The organism is Hymenobacter sp. UYAg731 (assembly GCF_054061335.1).
The window spans coordinates 795,543-814,484 of sequence record NZ_JBSSEC010000003.1; the positions used below are offsets into that span (position 1 = coordinate 795,543).

General features: G+C 55.3%; 14 protein-coding genes and 4 tRNA genes. All 18 read right to left on the reverse strand.

Features of this window, described 5'->3' with window-relative positions; translation table 11 throughout:
• Positions 1-57: 57 nt before the first annotated feature.
• Positions 58-525 (reverse strand): 30S ribosomal protein S7, encoded by a 468-nt coding sequence (gene rpsG / locus ACVWYF_RS11590; protein ID WP_035567919.1) that lies wholly within the window; start codon positions 523-525, stop codon positions 58-60.
• Between the two features lie 98 nt (positions 526-623).
• Positions 624-1,046, reverse strand: coding sequence for a 30S ribosomal protein S12 (rpsL, locus tag ACVWYF_RS11595; protein WP_035567920.1), 423 nt, complete (start codon positions 1,044-1,046; stop codon positions 624-626).
• 296 nt (positions 1,047-1,342) lie between these two features.
• Positions 1,343-1,666 carry a DUF3467 domain-containing protein gene (locus ACVWYF_RS11600; RefSeq protein WP_046245258.1) on the reverse strand — a complete coding sequence of 108 codons (324 nt, stop codon included), beginning with the start codon at positions 1,664-1,666 and terminating at the stop codon, positions 1,343-1,345.
• A gap of 54 nt (positions 1,667-1,720) precedes the next feature.
• The gene (locus ACVWYF_RS11605) at positions 1,721-2,185 is read right to left on the reverse strand and encodes a hypothetical protein (protein ID WP_457068026.1); all 465 of its coding nucleotides are present in this window, start codon (positions 2,183-2,185) and stop codon (positions 1,721-1,723) included.
• 72 nt (positions 2,186-2,257) lie between these two features.
• Complete coding sequence (gene rpoC / locus ACVWYF_RS11610; protein ID WP_457068029.1) at positions 2,258-6,610, reverse strand: DNA-directed RNA polymerase subunit beta'; 4,353 nt, start codon at positions 6,608-6,610, stop codon at positions 2,258-2,260.
• Positions 6,611-7,023: 413 nt separating this feature from the next.
• Complete coding sequence (gene rpoB / locus ACVWYF_RS11615; protein ID WP_457068226.1) at positions 7,024-10,893, reverse strand: DNA-directed RNA polymerase subunit beta; 3,870 nt, start codon at positions 10,891-10,893, stop codon at positions 7,024-7,026.
• A gap of 271 nt (positions 10,894-11,164) precedes the next feature.
• Positions 11,165-11,545: a 50S ribosomal protein L7/L12 gene (gene rplL / locus ACVWYF_RS11620; RefSeq protein WP_168672191.1), complete on the reverse strand. Its 381-nt coding sequence runs from the start codon at positions 11,543-11,545 to the stop codon at positions 11,165-11,167.
• 66 nt (positions 11,546-11,611) lie between these two features.
• The gene (gene rplJ / locus ACVWYF_RS11625) at positions 11,612-12,160 is read right to left on the reverse strand and encodes a 50S ribosomal protein L10 (protein ID WP_457068031.1); all 549 of its coding nucleotides are present in this window, start codon (positions 12,158-12,160) and stop codon (positions 11,612-11,614) included.
• A 15-nt stretch (positions 12,161-12,175) separates the two neighbouring features.
• Positions 12,176-12,874: a 50S ribosomal protein L1 gene (gene rplA / locus ACVWYF_RS11630; protein WP_210521228.1), complete on the reverse strand. Its 699-nt coding sequence runs from the start codon at positions 12,872-12,874 to the stop codon at positions 12,176-12,178.
• 19 nt (positions 12,875-12,893) lie between these two features.
• Positions 12,894-13,337, reverse strand: a complete 444-nt coding sequence (rplK, locus tag ACVWYF_RS11635; protein WP_210521229.1) for a 50S ribosomal protein L11 — start codon at positions 13,335-13,337, stop codon at positions 12,894-12,896.
• A gap of 120 nt (positions 13,338-13,457) precedes the next feature.
• Complete coding sequence (nusG, locus tag ACVWYF_RS11640; RefSeq protein WP_168672195.1) at positions 13,458-14,024, reverse strand: transcription termination/antitermination protein NusG; 567 nt, start codon at positions 14,022-14,024, stop codon at positions 13,458-13,460.
• Between the two features lie 12 nt (positions 14,025-14,036).
• Positions 14,037-14,222, reverse strand: coding sequence for a preprotein translocase subunit SecE (gene secE, locus ACVWYF_RS11645; RefSeq protein ID WP_457068034.1), 186 nt, complete (start codon positions 14,220-14,222; stop codon positions 14,037-14,039).
• 73 nt (positions 14,223-14,295) lie between these two features.
• Positions 14,296-14,366, reverse strand: a tRNA-Trp gene (locus ACVWYF_RS11650).
• Positions 14,367-14,516: 150 nt separating this feature from the next.
• On the reverse strand, positions 14,517-15,707 hold the full coding sequence (gene tuf / locus ACVWYF_RS11655; protein WP_168672198.1) for an elongation factor Tu: 1,191 nt from the start codon (positions 15,705-15,707) through the stop codon (positions 14,517-14,519).
• Positions 15,708-15,877: 170 nt separating this feature from the next.
• A tRNA-Thr gene (locus tag ACVWYF_RS11660) sits at positions 15,878-15,949 on the reverse strand.
• Positions 15,950-15,964: 15 nt separating this feature from the next.
• A tRNA-Gly gene (locus ACVWYF_RS11665) sits at positions 15,965-16,037 on the reverse strand.
• A 23-nt stretch (positions 16,038-16,060) separates the two neighbouring features.
• Positions 16,061-16,140 (reverse strand) — tRNA-Tyr (locus ACVWYF_RS11670).
• 171 nt (positions 16,141-16,311) lie between these two features.
• Positions 16,312-18,900 (reverse strand): M1 family aminopeptidase, encoded by a 2,589-nt coding sequence (locus tag ACVWYF_RS11675; protein WP_457068036.1) that lies wholly within the window; start codon positions 18,898-18,900, stop codon positions 16,312-16,314.
• Positions 18,901-18,942 lie beyond the last annotated feature (42 nt).

The window sequence follows — 18,942 nt, forward strand, 5'->3', positions numbered from 1 at the left end:
ATTAGGTTCCGTTAGGGGCAAATCACTCATTCACTCATTCGCTTGTTCGCACTTGGTTTAGAAACGGAAGTGCGAGAAGGCCTTGTTGGCCTCAGCCATACGGTGGGTGTCGTCTTTTTTCTTAACGGCAGCGCCTTCGCCTTTGGCAGCAGCGATGATTTCGCCAGCCAGCTTGTCCTTCATGGTCTTCTCACCACGACGACGGGCGTACTGAATCATCCACTTGGCACCTACCGAAATGCGGCGGTCGGCGCGCACTTCAATCGGAACCTGGAAGGTGGCACCACCTACGCGGCGGCTCTTTACTTCCACGGTGGGCATCACGTTATTCAACGCTTTGCGCCACATTTCAAGGCCGCTCTCCTTGGTGCGCTGCTCTACGAGGTCGCAGGCATCATAGAAGATGGTGTACGCGAGGTTTTTCTTCCCGTCGTACATCATGTAGTTCACAAAGCGGGTTACCAGCGTCTCCTTGTACTTAGGGTCCGGCAGCAAGATGCGCTTTTTTGGTTTTGACTTTCTCATGATTGAATATAGTTGTCAGTTGCTTGTTGTCAGTTGTCAGCTGCTGAGCCGATTAAACGACCTGACAACTGACAACTGACAACCAACAACTAAATCATTTATTTCTTCTTCTTAGCGGGTGCGCCTTTCGCTGCTGCGGCGGGCTGACCGGGCTTCGGACGCTTGGCACCGTACTTCGAACGACGCTGGGTCCGGCCGCTTACACCGGCGGTGTCCAGGGCGCCACGGATAATGTGGTAGCGAACACCTGGCAAGTCTTTTACCCGGCCGCCACGAATCAGCACAATGCTGTGTTCCTGGAGGTTGTGGCCTTCACCGGGGATGTATGCGTTTACTTCCTTACCGTTGGTAAGGCGCACACGGGCCACTTTGCGCATAGCCGAGTTCGGCTTCTTAGGCGTGGTGGTGTACACACGGGTGCACACGCCCCGACGCTGCGGGCACGAATCAAGGGCGGGGGACTTCGACTTGGTAGTCAAAGCCTCACGGCCTTTCCGTACTAACTGATTGATGGTTGGCATTTAAGGAATGGTTTGTTGGGAGCCGTTTGCCCCTAAAATTTGGCTTGCAAAGGTAAGATTATTTCGCCGCAATAGCAAACAGCGTGAGGATGTTAATTTTCTGCGGCTGTTGAGACATTGCCCTCGCATGAACCTCACCCCCGGCCCCTCTCCAAAAGAGAGGGGGAGCGTGACGCCAGCGCAGAACCGGTGCCCCCCTCTTTTTTTGGAGAGGGGCCGGGGGTGAGGTTGACGTGAGGGCAGTAAAAAGCGCCTCCCTTGTAGCAGGAAGACGCTTTCGCAGCTTCTGCCCCGCCCTACGCCTCCCCTACCGCGCCGCCGAAGTTCATCGGGTAGCTGGGGGCTTCGCTCTGCATCTTGATAGTGCCGAAAGCGGCTTCAAACCGCTCAATGTTCTCGGTAAGGGCTTGCAACAGACGCTTGGCGTGCTCGGGCGTGACGACGATGCGCGCCTTCACCTTGGCCTTGGGCAGGCCGGGCATCATGCGGATGAAGTCAATCACGAACTCGCTGTTGCTGTGCGCAATCATGGCGAGGTTGGCGTATTCGCCCTCGGCCATGGCTTCGGAAAGCTCGATGTTGATGGCGTTGGGGTCCGGGTTTTGGTCGGTTGGTTGCATTGCAATGGCTTTATAAACTTAGATGTTTGGCTTTCTCAATATATGCAAACGGCTCTACCGCCTGTCCACATAATGAAAATTCTTGTGCCCATCCTGCACTTCAATCTTCGTGATGTCGCGCAATAGAATGACATTTATCAAACCTGGCATAAAGGTCGAAGGGCTACCGACAACCGCACTGTCTTTGATAAAGAGGCAGTCAAAGTACATAATATTTCTTTTGCCGTTGTGAGTGAATCGAACCTCAATAGATGGGCTATTTTGTAGAATCACTTCCTTATTATTTGAGTCAACACATTTGATTGTCGGAATTCTAGCGACGTTTGCGAGGTAGCTTATCGGCATTCCATAAGGTCCGCTTACTCTCACTTGTTGCAGACTGTTCATATCTACTCCAACAAACTGCTCCCGAAAGCTTTGAACTGGAATCTGAAATGTAGCGCATCCTGTGAAACTTAAAGCTCCCATTAGAAGCACTAGAATTATGCTTATTCGATTTCTCATTCTTGCTCTTTTCATTTAATTGAAAGGTAAAAGAAAAAGCCGACCGGGTTACCCCAGTCGGCTTTTCCATTACAAACCTACGGCGGATTACTCAGCCGACACTTCGCGCTTGCCAGCACGGCTGGGGCGCTTGGCGGGAACGGCCGCTTCAGCCGCCTGGGCGGCTTGGGCAGCTTCCATCTCCTCTTTCGAGCCTACTACCTGACGCGTGTACTCGCGCAAGCCAGTACCGGCCGGTATGAGGTGACCAACGATTACGTTCTCTTTCAAGCCCAACAGTTGGTCGGCCTTGCCACGGATGGCGGCTTCGCTCAGCACCTTGGTCGTTTCCTGGAAGGAAGCGGCCGAGATGAACGACTGCGTACCCAGCGAGGCCTGCGTGATGCCTTGCAGCGTGGGGCGCGAAACCGAAGGCTGCGCGTCGCGCACTTGCACGAGGGTCAGGTCGCGGCGTTTCAGGCTGCTGTTCTCGTCGCGTAGGCGACGGGCCGTCACAATCTGACCGGGCTTGAAGTTGCTCGAATCGCCGGCTTCGGTCACCACTTTCATGTCGATAATCATGTCGTTCTCGGCCATGAAGATGATTTTATCAATCACCTGATTTTCGAGGAACGACGTGTCACCGGCATCCAGAATAACCACTTTCTGCATCATCTGGCGAACAACCACCTCGATGTGCTTATCGTTGATTTTCACACCCTGCAAGCGGTACACTTCCTGAATCTCGTTCACGAGGTACTCCTGCACGGCACCGGGGCCCTGAATGCTCAGGATGTCGGAAGGCGTGATGGCACCATCCGACAGCGGCATGCCGGCGCGGATGAAGTCGTTGTCCTGCACCAGAATGTGCTTCGACAGCGGCACCATGTACTTCTTCTTGACCCCGTCTTTCGACTCGACGTAGATTTCCCGGTTACCGCGTTTCACGGTACCGTAGGTTACTACGCCGTCGATTTCCGATACAACGGCGGGGTTCGACGGGTTCCGGGCTTCGAAAAGTTCCGTTACGCGCGGCAGACCACCGGTGATGTCGCGGGTCTTGCCCACCGAGCGAGGAATCTTGGCGAGGATGTGACCAGCCGTGATTTTCTCGTTGTTCTCCACGGCCAAGTGCGAGCCCACCGGGATGCTGTAGGCTTTCTGGCCTTCGGCATCGCCCTTTTTGCCGGGACGAATGATGATGGACGGGTTCTGGTCCTTGGCTTTGGATTCGATAATCACCTTCTCGCGGTGACCGGTCTGTTCGTCCGATTCCTCGCGGAACGTGATGCCTTCGGTGATGGCGTCGAACTGCACCGTACCATCAAACTCGGCCAGAATAACGGCGTTGTAAGGGTCCCAGTTGTTCAGCTCCGTACCTTTTTCCACTTCCTGGCCTTCCGTTACGAGCATGAACGAGCCGTAAGGGACGTGGTTGGAAGTGAAGACGCGGCCGGTGCCTTTCTCCACGATGCGAACTTCGCCCGAGCGGCCCATTACCACGGCACCCTTCACGCCTTCGGCGGTAGTGGTAGCCACGGTACGAACGTCTTCGAACTCCACCACACCAGCGAATTTGGCTTTGATGTTCGATTCTACGGCGATGTTGGAAGCCGTACCACCTACGTGGAAGGTACGCAGGGTCAGCTGCGTGCCGGGCTCACCAATCGACTGCGCAGCGATAACACCAACAGCCTCGCCACGCTGCACCATGCGGCCCGAAGCCAAGTTGCGGCCGTAGCACTTGGCGCAGATGCCGCGCTTGCTTTCGCAGGTCAGCACCGAGCGAATTTCCACCGATTCGATGCTGGTAGCATCGATGCGACGGGTCGTGTCTTCCTTGATTTCGGAACCCGAAGTCAAGAGCACTTCGCCGGTCAGCGGGTCGATGATATCGTGTACCGTCACACGGCCCAGGATACGCTCAGCCAGCGGCTCCACGATGTCCTCGTTGTCTTTCAACGCGAAGGTTTCGATGCCACGGAGGGTGCCGCAGTCCGGCTCGTTCACGATTACGTCCTGCGAAACGTCTACCAAACGACGGGTCAGGTAGCCGGCGTCAGCCGTTTTCAGAGCTGTATCAGCCAGACCTTTACGGGCACCGTGCGTCGAGATGAAGTACTCGATTACGTCGAGGCCTTCTTTGAAGTTCGACAGAATTGGGTTTTCGATAATCTCGCCAATCGAACCTTGCAGCGACTTCTGCGGCTTGGCCATCAGACCACGCATACCACCCAGCTGACGAATCTGCTCGCGCGAGCCACGGGCTCCCGAGTGCATCATCATATAGATGGAGTTGAAGCCCTGGTCCTCCTTTTCCAGGCGGCCCATCAGCGTCTCCGTAATCTGGTTGTTGATGCGGGTCCAGATGTCAATAACCTGGTTATAACGCTCGTTGTCCGTAATCAGACCCATCTGGTAGTTCTGCGTCACGGCCTTCACGTCGTTCTGCGCCTGCTTTACCAGCACGTCCTTCTCCATCGGGATTTTGATATCGCCGAGGCCCATGCTCAAGCCGCCTTTGTAGGCCGACTGGAAGCCGAGGGTCTTGATTTCGTCGAGGAACTGCGCGGTACGGGCCATGCCCGTGCGCTTGAACACCGTCGAAATAATTTGCTGGAGCTTCTTCTTGGTCAGCAGCTCGTCCACGAAACCTACTTCCTCCGGCACAAGCTGGTTGAAGAGCACGCGGCCGGCAACGGTATCCACGATTTTGGTTACCAAGTCGTCGTTTTCGTCACGAATCTGCGTCCGCACCTTAATGAAGGCGTGCTTCGAGAGCTGGCCTTCATTGATGGCAATTACAACTTCTTCGTCCGAGTAGAACACCCGGTCTTCACCGACAATCTTCTCGTTTTCGGTGCTGCGCTTGCCTTTGGTCACGTAGTACAGACCCAAAACCATGTCCTGCGACGGCACCGCGATGGGCGCGCCGTTGGCGGGGTTCAGGATGTTGTGCGACGCCAGCATGAGCATGGAGGCTTCCAGAATAGCGGCCGGGCCGAGGGGCACGTGCACAGCCATCTGGTCACCGTCAAAGTCAGCGTTGAAGGCCGTACAAACGAGGGGGTGCAACTGGATAGCCTTGCCCTCGATGAGGCGCGGCTGGAACGCCTGGATACCCAGACGGTGAAGCGTAGGAGCCCGGTTGAGGAGCACGGGGTGGCCTTTCAGCACGTTCTCCAGGATGTCCCAAACAACGGCGTCCTTGCGGTCCACAATTTTCTTAGCCGATTTCACCGTCTTCACAATGCCGCGCTCGATGAGCTTGCGGATGATGAACGGCTTGAACAGCTCGGCCGCCATGTTCTTGGGCAGACCGCACTCGTGCAGTTTCAGCTCAGGACCCACCACGATTACCGAACGACCCGAGTAGTCGACACGCTTACCGAGCAGGTTCTGACGGAAGCGGCCCTGCTTGCCTTTCAGCATATCGGACAGCGACTTCAGGGCGCGGTTGCCTTCGGCACGCACGGCGTTCACCTTACGCGAGTTGTCGAACAGGGAGTCAACAGCTTCCTGCAGCATGCGCTTCTCGTTCCGCAGAATCACTTCAGGAGCCTTGATTTCAATCAGGCGCTTGAGGCGGTTGTTACGGATGATAACGCGACGGTACAGGTCGTTCAAGTCGGAGGTGGCAAAACGGCCACCGTCGAGCGGAACGAGCGGGCGCAATTCCGGCGGAATCACCGGCACCATGCGGATTACCATCCACTCGGGCTTGTTCTCCACGCGGGTTGCAGCATCGCGGAAAGCTTCCACTACGCGCAGGCGCTTCAACGCTTCAGCCTTCCGCTGCTGCGACGTTTCGTGGGCAGCGGAGTCACGCAGCGAGTAGCTCAACTCGTCCAAATTGATGCGCTCCAGCAGCATGTGCAGGGCATCGGCACCCATGCGGGCGATGAACTTGTTGGGGTCCTCATTGGGCAGCATCTGGTTCTCCCGGGGGAGCTTGTCGATGATGTCCAGGTATTCGTCCTCGGTGAGGAAATCAAGCACTTGCACGCCTTCTTCAGCCAGCGAACCGGGCTGAACAACGACGTACCGCTCGTAATAGATAATCTGGTCGAGCTTCTTGGTGGGCAGGCCCAGCAGGTAGCCGATTTTGTTGGGCAGCGACTTGAAGTACCAGATGTGAGCAACGGGCACCACCAGTTCGATGTGGCCCATGCGCTCACGACGCACTTTCTTCTCGGTCACCTCCACGCCGCAACGGTCGCAGATGATGCCCTTGTAGCGGATGCGCTTGTACTTACCGCAGTGGCATTCCCAGTCCTTCACCGGACCGAAAATCCGCTCGCAGAACAAGCCACCCATCTCGGGCTTGTACGTGCGGTAGTTGATGGTTTCAGGCTTCACGACTTCGCCGGTGCTGCGCTCCAGAATTGCTTCGGGCGAGGCCAGCGAAATAGTGACTTTGGAGAAGTCCTGAACTATTTTCTTGTTTTTTGCGAAAGCCATTTGATTGGGGTTAAGCTAGTAGCTGTTGGCTTTGAGCTGCCTAATTCTTCGTCCTTCGCCAGAAGCACGCAAGAGGTTCAAACAGTTTGACACTCCAAAAAGTGCCTTTGCGTAACAGATAGGTATGTCGGGCAAAGGCACTTCAAAAAGGTCTATTTATTAAATCTGACGGCAGAGCTGACTGATAAAAAGGCCTTCGGTTAGGATTCACTGGGGGTTGATGCTGCACTGACCATATCTCGGAACAGCCCCCGCTCCTCCTTCACCGAAGCGTTTTCTCATCTTTCGTTACCAGAGTCGCTCAATCAGCGCCTCCTGTTGCCTGCCGGGCAGTTTTAGTTGTCAGTTGCTTGTTGTCAGTTGTTAGTTTCGGTAAAGAGCCTAACAACTGACAACAAGCAACTGACAACTAGTTATTCCATCGTAATCTCCAGTGCCAGACCACGGAGTTCGTGGAGCAGCACGTTGAACGACTCGGGGATATTCGGCTTGGGCAAAATGTCACCTTTTACAATGGCTTCGTACGCCTTAGCGCGGCCCACCACGTCATCCGATTTGATGGTCAGGATTTCCTGCAGCACGTTGGAAGCACCGAAGGCTTCCAGTGCCCACACTTCCATTTCGCCGAAGCGCTGGCCACCGAACTGTGCCTTACCACCCAGCGGCTGCTGCGTGATGAGCGAGTACGGCCCGATGGAACGAGCGTGCATCTTGTCATCTACCAAGTGACCGAGCTTGAGCATGTAAATCACGCCCACGGTTACGGGTTGGTCGAATCGGTCGCCGCTCAAGCCATCGTACAGGTAAGCCCGGCCCCAGTCGGGCAAGCCAGCCTCAGTCAACTCACGAGCAACTTCGTCTTCGGTAGCACCGTCGAAAATTGGAGTCGCGTAGGTGCGACCCATTTTCAGACCAGCCCAACCAAGTACGGTCTCATAAATCTGACCGATGTTCATGCGGCTTGGTACACCGAGTGGGTTCAGCACGATGTCCATTGGCGTGCCGTCGGGCAGGAAGGGCATGTCCTCATCGCGCACGATGCGGGCTACCACACCCTTGTTACCGTGGCGGCCGGCCATTTTATCACCCACCTTCAGCTTGCGCTTTTTGGCGATGTAAACCTTGGCCAACTGCACGATGCCGGCGGGCAGTTCGTCGCCTACTTCCAGGGTGAAGCGCTGACGCTTGAAGCGCGCAGTGATGGTGTTGCGGCGCTTGGCGTAGTTGCGCACCAGCTCCAGCACCAAACCATTCACGCGGGCATCAGCCGTCCAGCCTTCCAGAATCAGGTCCTTAAACAGGTTCACTTCTTCCGGAACGGCGTAGTTGCTTTCGTCCTTGTATGGGTTCTTCTCGGGGAACATGCCCTCGTTGATGTTCTTGCGGTTGAACTTCACGCCCTTGGCAATCATCTCCTCGCCGAAGCGGTGTTTGATGCCCTGCGACGTTTTGCCTTCCAGCAATTGCACCAGCTTATCAATCATGATGGCTTTCACGCCACGCAGTTCCTGCGCGTAAGTCCCTTTCAGGTCTTCCACTTCCTTTTTCGACTTGGCCCGGAGGTTTTTGTCTTTCTTCGGACGCGAGAAGAGCTTGGTGCCGATAACCACACCCTGCAGGGAGGGCGGCGCTTTCAGCGAAGCATCCTTCACATCGCCGGCCTTATCGCCGAAGATGGCGCGGAGCAGCTTCTCTTCCGGCGTCGGGTCCGTCTCGCCTTTCGGCGTGATTTTACCAATCAGAATGTCGCCTTCCTTCACCTCCGCGCCAAGGCGGATGATGCCGTTGTCGTCGAGGTTGCGCACGGCTTCTTCGCTCACGTTCGGAATCTCCGAGGTCAGCTCTTCTTCGCCGCGCTTGGTCTCGCGCACTTCCAGCTCAAACTCCTCAATGTGAATCGAGGTAAAGATGTCGTCGCGAACCACGCGCTCCGAGATGACGATGGCATCCTCAAAGTTGTAGCCCTGCCACGGCATAAAGGCCACCTGCATGTTGCGGCCCAAGGCGAGCTCGCCCCGGTTAGTGCCGTAACCTTCGCAAAGCGCCTGGCCTTTGGTTACCCGCTCGCCGCGCTTCACGAGCGGCGTCAAGTTGAGGCAGGTGTCCTGGTTGGTGCGGCGGAACTTGATGAGGTCGTAAGTGATACGCTCAGCATCGAAGCTCACCATGATGTCGTCGTCCGTGAGGTCGTACTTCACCACGATTTTGTTGGCATCCACGTAGTCAATCACGCCTTCGCCTTCCGACATAATCAGGGTACGCGAGTCGCTGGCAATACGCGCTTCCAGACCCGTGCCCACAATCGGAGCCTCGGGACGGAGCAGCGGCACGGCCTGGCGCTGCATGTTCGAGCCCATCAGGGCGCGGTTGGCGTCATCGTGTTCCAGGAACGGAATCAGCGAAGCAGCCACCGATACAATCTGGTTCGGGGCCACGTCCATGTAGGAGTACTCCGAAGGATTAACAACGGGGAAGTCACCTTCAAAACGGCCTTTCACCAGTTCCTGGGTCAGGTTGCCGCCTTCATCCAGCAGGGAGTTGGCCTGCGCGATGTGGTGGGTGTCCTCTTCCTCAGCAGTCAGGAATTTCACGTTGGGGCTCATGTCCACCTTGCCGCCTTTCACGTCGCGGTAAGGGGTTTCGATGAACCCCATGGCGTTCACGCGAGCATGCACGCACAGCGACGAAATCAGACCAATGTTAGGTCCTTCCGGCGTTTCGATGGTGCAAAGACGGCCGTAGTGCGTGTAGTGAACGTCACGTACTTCGAAACCTGCACGCTCACGCGACAGACCTCCCGGCCCCAGTGCCGATACGCGACGCTTGTGCGTCACCTCAGCCAGCGGGTTGGTCTGGTCCATGAACTGGGACAGCTGGTTCGTACCGAAGAACGAGTTGATAACGCTGGACAAAGTCCGGGCATTAATCAAGTCCACCGGCTTAAAGTCTTCGTTGTCACGCACGTTCATGCGTTCCTTAATGGTACGTGCCATCCGGGCCAAGCCCACGCCAAACTGGGCGTAAAGCTGCTCGCCCACGGTGCGCACGCGACGGTTGCTCAAGTGGTCAATGTCATCGACAATGGCCTTCGAGTTGCTCAAGCCTATCAGGTACTTCACAATCAGCACAATGTCCTGGTTGGTCAATACCCGCGACTCCTGGTCCATGCCAATCTGCAGCTTCTTGTTAATCCGGTAGCGGCCCACTTCCCCGAGGTCGTAGCGCTTATCCGAGAAAAACAGCTTCTGGATGATGTCACGGGCGGTTTCTTCGTCAGGTGCCTCTGTGTTCCGGAGCTGACGGTAAATCTGCTCCACAGCTTCCTTCTCCGAGTTGGAGTTATCCTTCTGCAACGTGTTGTAAATGATTGCGAAATCCGCAATGTTCACGTTCTCGCGATGCAGAATAACCGACTTCGCGCCGGCCTCCAGAATCACATCAATATCAGCTTCCTCAATCGTAGCATCGCGCTCCAGCAACACTTCGTTGCGGTCAATCGATACTACTTCGCCGGTGTCTTCGTCCACGAAGTCTTCCGTCCAGGTGCGGAGTACCCGAGCAGCCAGCTTGCGACCAACGGCTTTCTTGAGGTTTTTCTTGTCGGACTTCACTTCCTCCGACAAACCGAACAGGTCGAGAATGTCCTTATCCGTGCCGTAGCCGATGGCGCGCAGTAGCGTCGTCACCGGGAATTTCTTCTTCCGGTCGATGTACGCGTACATCACGTTGTTCACGTCCGTGGCAAACTCAATCCACGAACCTTTGAACGGAATAATGCGGGCCGAATACAGCTTGGTGCCGTTCGTGTGCTTGCTCTGGGCGAAGAACACGCCCGGCGAGCGGTGCAGCTGCGATACGATAACACGCTCGGCACCGTTGATAACGAACGAGCCCTTCACGGTCATGTAAGGGATGTTCCCAAGGAACACCTCTTGCTCAATCGTCTCGAAGTCCTCGTTGTCCTTATCATTGCAAACCAAACGCAGCTTAGCTTTCAGCGGAACTGAATAAGTCAAACCACGGTCGATGCACTCATCCACCGAATATTTCGGCGGGTCAACGTGATAGTCGATAAAGGTCAGTACGAAGTTTTCGCGCGAATCCGAAATTGGGAAGTTCTCGGCGAACACTTTGAACAATCCTTCGTTAGAACGACGCTCGGCAGCGGTTTCCAACTGAAAGAATTCCTGGAACGAGCGAACCTGCACGTCCAGGAAGTCCGGGTACTCGATAACCTTCTTAATCTTGGCGAAATTGATTCGCTCGGCGGCCGTTTTCTTCAGGGCAGCCGTCTTTGCTTTCGGTGTAGCCAATGCGATGGGGATTAAAAGATGGACACAGAAGCGTAAAAAGGAGGCCAAGTTGGCGGCCCGTCAACAACACGGGCCAGGCCCGCACTCCTTAACAAACTGATAACAGTATAGTTAGCTGACGCAAAGAAGCGCGAACTGGTTGGCTCGCGCTTTTGACACGCTACAAACAGGAAAAGACCTGGCTAAGTTGCCAGGTCTATCCTTATTCGAAGCGGGTCCGGAGATGCTTCAGGAGCAGAAACTACTTAACTTCTACTTCAGCACCGGCTTCCTCGAGCTGCTTCTTCAGCGACTCAGCCTCGTCCTTGGTTACGCCTTCTTTCACGGGCTTAGGAGCACCGTCAACCAGCTCTTTGGCTTCTTTCAGGCCCAGACCGGTCAGGTCTTTCACCAGTTTCACCACAGCCAGTTTGGCACCACCGGCAGCCTTCAGGATAACGTCAAACGACGTCTTCTCCTCAGGAGCCTCGTCAGCAGCAGCACCACCGCCACCGGCCATCATTACGGGAGCAGCAGCAGCGGGCTCGATGCCGTACTCGTCCTTCAGGATGGTTGCCAATTCGTTTACTTCTTTCACCGTCAGGTTTACAAGCTGCTCAGCGAATGCTTTCAAATCTGCCATTTCTGTAGATTGTTAAAAAAATGTGTTGTTGAAAATTTATTGTTGAAGTCGAAAAAGAGTTGGCGCTTAGGCGGCCTCTTTCTCGGAAAGCGTTTTGAGGATACCGGCCAGTTTGTTGCCACCGCTCTGAAGAGCCGAGATAACATTCTTGGCGGGCGACTGGAGCAGACCGATGAGTTCACCGAGCAGTTCCTGCTTGCCTTTGAGGGTCGTGAGACCTTCCAACTGGTCGGAGCCGATGTAGATGCTGGCATCCACATAAGCGCCTTTCAGCACCGGCTTGGGCGTAACGCCGCGGCCGTAAGCCTGCGCCTTATAGAAGTCGCGCAGCAGTTTGGCTGGAGCTGAGCCGCTCTCCGAAGAGAACAACACGCCCGACTGGCCTTTCAGCGCGGCATCCATTTCCGACGTGTCATGGCCGAGGGTATCAAGGGCTTTCCGGATGAAGGTGTTTTTGTACACCTTGTATTCCAGACCGCGGTTGAACGCCAGACGACGGAAGTCGTTGATTTTCGCCACCGACATCACCGAAGCATCGACAATGTAGAACGAGTTGTGCGATTGCATTTTTCCGCTCAACTCATCCACGAGGGTTTGTTTTTCTTCCCGAGTCATGTTTGGTTGGGTTAATTAGCTAGCGGAATTTACTTGGCTGTCCACCGGAACGGCGGGCGACATCGTGCTGCTGAGCGTGATGCTCTTGATGTAGGTACCTTTCGAAGACGAAGGCTTCAGGCGACCCAACGTCTGGATTACCTCCAGGGCGTTTTCGGCCAGCATGCTTGGGTCGAACGATACTTTACCCACGGAGCAGTGAATGATACCGGTTTTATCAACTTTGAAGTCGATTTTACCAGCTTTCACTTCCTGCACAGCCTTGGCTACGTCGGTCGTTACGGTGCCCGACTTCGGGTTCGGCATCAGACCACGGGGACCGAGCACACGGCCCAGGCGACCTACCTTAGCCATTACGGCGGGCATGGTGATGATTACGTCGATGTCGGTCCAGCCTTTCTCGATTTTCGAGATATAGTCGTCCAGACCCACGAAGTCGGCGCCGGCGGCTAGAGCTTCAGCCTCCTTGTCGGGAGTCACGAGCGCCAGAACGCGAACGGTTTTGCCAGTGCCGTGGGGCAGGGTGGCCACGCCACGAACCATCTGGTCCGCTTTGCGAGGGTCCACGCCGAGGCGAACGTCAATATCTACTGAAGCGTCAAACTTGGTGTAGGTAATGTCCTTCACCACGATTGCGGCTTCCACGAGGCTGCGCATTTGCGTCAGGTCGTGTTTGGCAAGGGCTTCCTTGCGCTTTTTGCTTACTTGTGCCATGTGTTCTTTCTCCGTTTAATTATTCAGCAAAAGGAGAAGTGCCACTGATGGTGATACCCATGCTGCGGGCCGTACCAGCTACCGACTTCATAGCCGACTCCACCTTAAAGGCGTTCAAGTCAACCATTTTCGTTTCGGCGATGGTGCGTACCTGGTCCCACGTCACGGAGCCCACTTTGTTACGGTTCGGCTCTTTCGAACCGCTCGTCAACTTAGCAGCTTCCATGAGCAACACCGGAGCCGGTGCCGTCTTCACCACAAAGTCGAACGACTTGTCGGTGTACATGGTGATGAGTACAGGACAAACTTGGCCGGCTTTATCTTGGGTGCGCGCATTGAACTGCTTGCAAAACTCCATGATGTTCAAGCCTTTGCTACCAAGTGCAGGTCCTACCGGCGGCGATGGGTTCGCTGAGCCTCCCTTTATCTGCAGTCGCAGATAACCTCTGATTTCTTTGGCCATTTGATTGGTTTGGCTGTGGCTCCTGCGTCGTAACTCGCACTTGCCTCAGTTTGTATAAACTCCTGTTTGGAAGCCCCGCCGACCCGGAGCAATTAGTCGGCGTGGTATAATCGATAAGGACTAAACCTCTTTTTCTACTTGGGTGTAGCTGAGTTCTACTGGCTGCGAACGGCCGAAGATTTTTACCACTACATTGAGCTTCTTACGCTCTTCAAACACCTCGTCCACATTACCGGAGAAGCCGTTGAAGGGGCCGTCCACCACTTTCACGAGTTCGCCTACAACGTAAGGCTTGTCGAGGGCGGCATCAACCTGCTGCTCAGCTTCATCCACGATACCGAGAATCCGGTTTACTTCGGTGATATGCAACGGAACCGGCTTGTTGTTCGAAGCGTCCTTTTTATCCTTGTCGCCAAGGAAACCAATCACGCCGGGCGTGCTGGTGATGATGTGGTCAACTTCACCGTGGCTGAGGTCAGCGTGGATGATGATGTAGCCGGGGTAGAGGTTCCGCTCGCGAACGCGCTTCTTGCCGTTACGCATCTCGAACACCTTCTCTACCGGAATCAGTACTTGCGGTACCAGTTCAGTCAGGCTATGCCGGCCGAGCTCCGTTTCGAGGTAATTTTTGGCTTTTTTCTCCTGGCCGCTCACGGAGCGCACCACGTACCATTTCAATTCGCCCATCTTGATTGCTGATTAGCGAAACGAGTTGTAAAACGCTTTAAGTACCGACTCAAAGCTGACATCCATGATGCCTACCACTACGGCAAACACGAGCGAACCAATCAGCACCAAGCCGGCGCTTTTCTGCAGTTCCGTCGTTGTGGGCCACGTTACGTTGTAACGCATCTCCTCGATGGTAGTGCGGAAATAATTGCTCATTTTGTCCATTGGTTGAGGAAATAACAGCGTTGCCGCTGATGACGACATGGAGCGGGCCAACTAGCCCAAATTGCACGAGTGGAGAGATTCGAACTCCCGTCAAAGGTTTTGGAGACCCGTATGCTACCGCTGCACCACACTCGTTTATTGACATTCCCGCAGAGCGCATTTCGCTAAAGGGAGTGCAAAGGTAAGAGAAACAGAAGAGAAAACAAATACTAGCTTCTGTTTCAGCGTAAAAAAGCCGCCCCCGAAGAAGTCGAGAGCGGCTTTTTTTACTGATTAAGCCGGAGCTTAGTCGAGAACTTCGGTTACCTGACCGGCACCTACCGTGCGGCCACCCTCACGGATAGCAAAACGGAGGCCTTTCTCCATCGCCACCTTGTTGATGAGTTCAACAGTGATGGTGATGTTGTCGCCGGGCATTACCATTTCAACGCCCTCGGGGAGGGTGATGATGCCGGTAACGTCGGTGGTACGCAGGTAGAACTGCGGACGGTAGTTGTTGAAGAACGGCGTGTGACGGCCACCTTCCTCTTTCGAGAGAACGTAGACTTCAGCCTTGAACTTCTGGTGAGGAGTTACCGAACCGGGCTTGCAGATAACCATGCCGCGACGGATGGCTTCTTTTTCAATACCACGGAGCAGCAGACCTACGTTGTCACCAGCTTCGCCACGGTCGAGGATTTTGCGGAACATTTCCACACCCGTAACCGTCGACTTCAGGCCAGCAGCAGCGCCCATACCCAGGATGTCAACTTGCTCACCCGAGTTGATAATACCGCGCTCGATACGACCGGTAGCAACAGTGCCACGGCCCGTAATCGAGAACACGTCCTCAACAGGCATCAGGAAGGGCAGGTCGGTCAGACGAGCAGGAATCGGAATGAACGAATCAACCGCGTCCATCAATTCCTCGATTTTGGGAACCCAGTTGGCATCGCCGTTCAGGCCGCCGAGGGCCGAACCCTGGATAACCGGAATGTTGTCGCCGTCGAAGTCGTAGAACGAGAGGAGCTCACGGATTTCCATTTCCACCAGCTCGAGGAGCTCGGGGTCATCCACCATATCTACTTTGTTCATGAACACCACTAGCTGGGGAACACCTACCTGGCGGGCGAGCAGGATGTGCTCACGGGTCTGGGGCATCGGGCCATCGGTGGCAGCTACCACGAGGATAGCACCGTCCATCTGGGCAGCACCGGTTACCATGTTCTTCACATAGTCGGCGTGACCGGGGCAGTCAACGTGCGCATAGTGACGGTTAACCGTCGAGTACTCTACGTGCGAGGTGTTGATGGTAATACCACGCTCTTTCTCTTCGGGGGCGTTGTCAATCGAACCGAAATCGCGCTTTTCGGCCAAGCCTTTGCCGGCTAGCACCTGCGTGATAGCAGCAGTCAGGGTGGTCTTGCCGTGGTCGACGTGACCGATGGTACCGATGTTTACGTGCGGCTTGGACCGGTCGAAATTTTCTTTAGCCATTGTAAAGAGTAAAAAAGAGGTGGTGAAGTGAATTTGAGGTAAAAATCGGAACCTACACGAAGAAAGCGAGACTCAGCCCCTACTGAAATAGAAAACTGTGCGTCGCTTGCCTGAGAGAACCGAGCCAGCAACTGGAATAATTCCGATTGCTGGACTTGGGTAATAATCTGAGCCATTTATGGGATTTGAACCCATGACCTCTTCCTTACCAAGGAAGTGCTCTACCACTGAGCTAAAACGGCTTATTCTGAAAAATGAGCGGGAGACGAGGTTCGAACCCGCGACCTGCAGCTTGGAAGGCTGCCGCTCTACCAACTGAGCTACTCCCGCAGATGGCATCCTACTAAAAAATGTGGGGGTAACAGGACTCGAACCTATGAACCCGAAGGAGGTGAGTTACAGTCACCCGCAATTGCCACTATGCGATACCCCCATTTTTGGTGCTCCCCAGCCGATTGCTGAGAGGCCTAACTCCTTCCGTTTCGCTGCTACCGAAGTAGTAGTGTTTCGTAAGGAGTCGCAAAATTAGAGGTTTTTTGACATAAGGCAAGGGGTACGGCAAAAAAAGGTTGTTCTTTTTTTGCCCATTTCCCGGAACTTGCTTTTACATAAGGTTATAAAATGCCTTGAGGCGGTCGTCAGTTTCCTTCTCACGAATGTTCTGGAGGGTAGCTTTGAGGCTGGGCATGGATGGGAGCAGGAGTGCGAGGCTCTTGTAGGCTCCCAGCCGGATTTCGTAGCGCGAGGCATTGCGGGCATAATCTTCCAGGATTTTCATGCCTTTGTCGCGCTCAACGGGCGGGATGTGGGTCATGAGCGTGCCGAAGGACTGGAAATAAGCATAGAGGTCGCCTTCGGTCACATCGGGCAGGCGGCGCAGGAACCAGGGGTACTGGTCGAGGCCACCGTTGAGGGCGTAGTAACTGGCAATGGCAACTAAGAGTGGGCTACTACTGGTGTTTTCGATGGCGGCTACTTGCTGACGCGTGGCAGGTTCGGGCTTTTTGGCCAAGACTTCGAGGGACGCGGCGGCTACGAGAGCGGAACTGTCACCGACGGCTTTCCCGTAAATGGGACCGTAGTTGCCATCGGCGAAGGTGGCGAGGGTGGTGATGGCCTGGGCGCGAACCCGGGATATCGGGTCGTTTATGGCGAGGCGTTGGATGTCCTTGCGCATGCCTTCGGGCTCGGGGCCACGGTAGCGACGGAGGTGGTCAAGGGCGACGCGACGCACGTTCCAGAATTTGTCATTAAGGGCGTTGCGCATCAAACTGCTCACGCTCATCTGGTCGGTTTTGTTCTGGAGCAGCTCTAGTACTTCGGATTTCTGCTGGTAGCTCTGGGCATGATAGAACTGAAAGACCAACTCATCAGTGGTGCGTTCTTCGTCGAACTGGGCCAGGAGCTGGCTTTCGCTATCGAATTTGACGAAAACCGGCTTTTGGCTGGCGGGAAGCTGGAAGGTCTGGTCGGCTTTGGTGACAGTGATGTGGTGCTCGGTGGGCTGGTTGCTGCCGGTCCAGACGGCCACGGTGACGGGCAGGCGGTAGACGGGCTGGAATAGGGTGTCCTGCGTTTGCTGCACGCGCAGGGCTACTTGGCCGTTGGCGTAGGTGTGGGTGATGCGCAACTCGGGGTGGCCGCGCTTGAGGAACCACTGGTTGAAAAACCACATCAGGTCCTCGCCGGTGGTTTCTTCGAAGGCTTCGCGGAGCTTGGAAATTTCGACGGCGGAGAGCTTATTCTGGGTGAGGTAACGGTTGAGGGAGGCGAAGAAGGCATCGTCGCCCACGTATTTGCGGAGCATATGAAGTACGCGGCCGCCCTTGTCGTAGGAATGGCGGTCGAGCATGTCCTCGCGGTTGGTGTAGCGGTAGCGGATGAGGGGCTCGCGCTTGGACTGGGCTTCTTCGAGGTAATTGTTGATTTTGATTTCCTGGACGAGGCCAGCTTCGTCGGCCCCGTACTTGTGCTCGGCCCAAAGGTATTCGGAGTAGTCGGCGAAGGACTCGTTGAGGGGCAGGTTGGCCCAGCTTTCGCAGGTCACGTAGTCGCCGAACCAGTGGTGAAATAGCTCGTGGGCTACAACAAATTCGGAAGTCTGGAAATTGGCATCGATAAGCTCGCGCTTAGAAATTTGCACGAAGCTGCCAAAGGTGGAAGCGGTGGTATTTTCCATGGCCCCGCTCACGTAGTCACGCACGGCTATCTGGGCGTATTTTTCCCAAGGATATTCGACACCCAGCTTTTTGGAGAAGAAATCCAGCATTTCGGGCGTATGGCCGAAGACGGCGCGGGCGGTGCCGGCGTATTTCGGCTCCACGTAGTAGTCGACGGGCTTGCCGTGCCAGGAGTCGCTCACCACGGCAAAATCGCCCACGACCATGGTGGCCAGGTAAGGCGCGTGGGGCTCGCTGAGCTTCCAGGTATCGGTGCGAGTGCCGTCAGGGTTGGCGTGGGAGGACGTGAGCATGCCGTTGGAAAGCGTTTTGAACTGCTTTTCGACGGTCATGCTGATTTCCTGGGTCATCCGCTGGTTGGGCTTGTCGATGGTGGGAAACCAGCAGGAACTAGATTCGGTCTCGCCCTGGGTCCAGATTTGACGGGGTTTGTTCTTCTCCGTGCCCAACGGATTAATGAAGTAAAGGCCCTTGTCGTTGGTGATGGCGGCGGAACCGCCCTGGGGCAGTTCGCTCGGTTTGGCTACGTACACGATGCGTACCTGGTAGGGCGTGGTGCGCGGATACGGGTGGTCGAGGGCGATGACGAGCTTGCGGCGGTTGTAGTTGTACGTGAGGTTTTTATTCTTTTTCTCGCCCACCAACTCTACTTTCTGCACATCGAAGCCCTTAGCATCGAGCACCAGCTCGGCCTGCGGGTAGAAATGCGAGCGCAACGTGAGGATGGCCGTGCCCAGCAGGTACTGCTTTTTGTAGTCGAACCGAACATCAAGCTTGGTGTCGATTATATCGGTAAGCATGGTGGCGGCGGGCTGGATGGGAGCCTCAGAAGGCAGCCAGGACGGCACCACGAGGCCAGCCGGCGCGGGCGCAGCGGCCGGCGCGGGTGCAGCCTTTTTATGAATGGGGGCTTTGCTAGGCAGTTTGCCCGAGCCTGACGTGCCTCTTTGCGCAACGGCCAGAAACTGTACGAATAACAACAGGCTGGTAATGCCCGGAACCAGATACTTCATGCCAACAGCTACAGGCGAAAAACGCCTCAATTTCTGAATTAA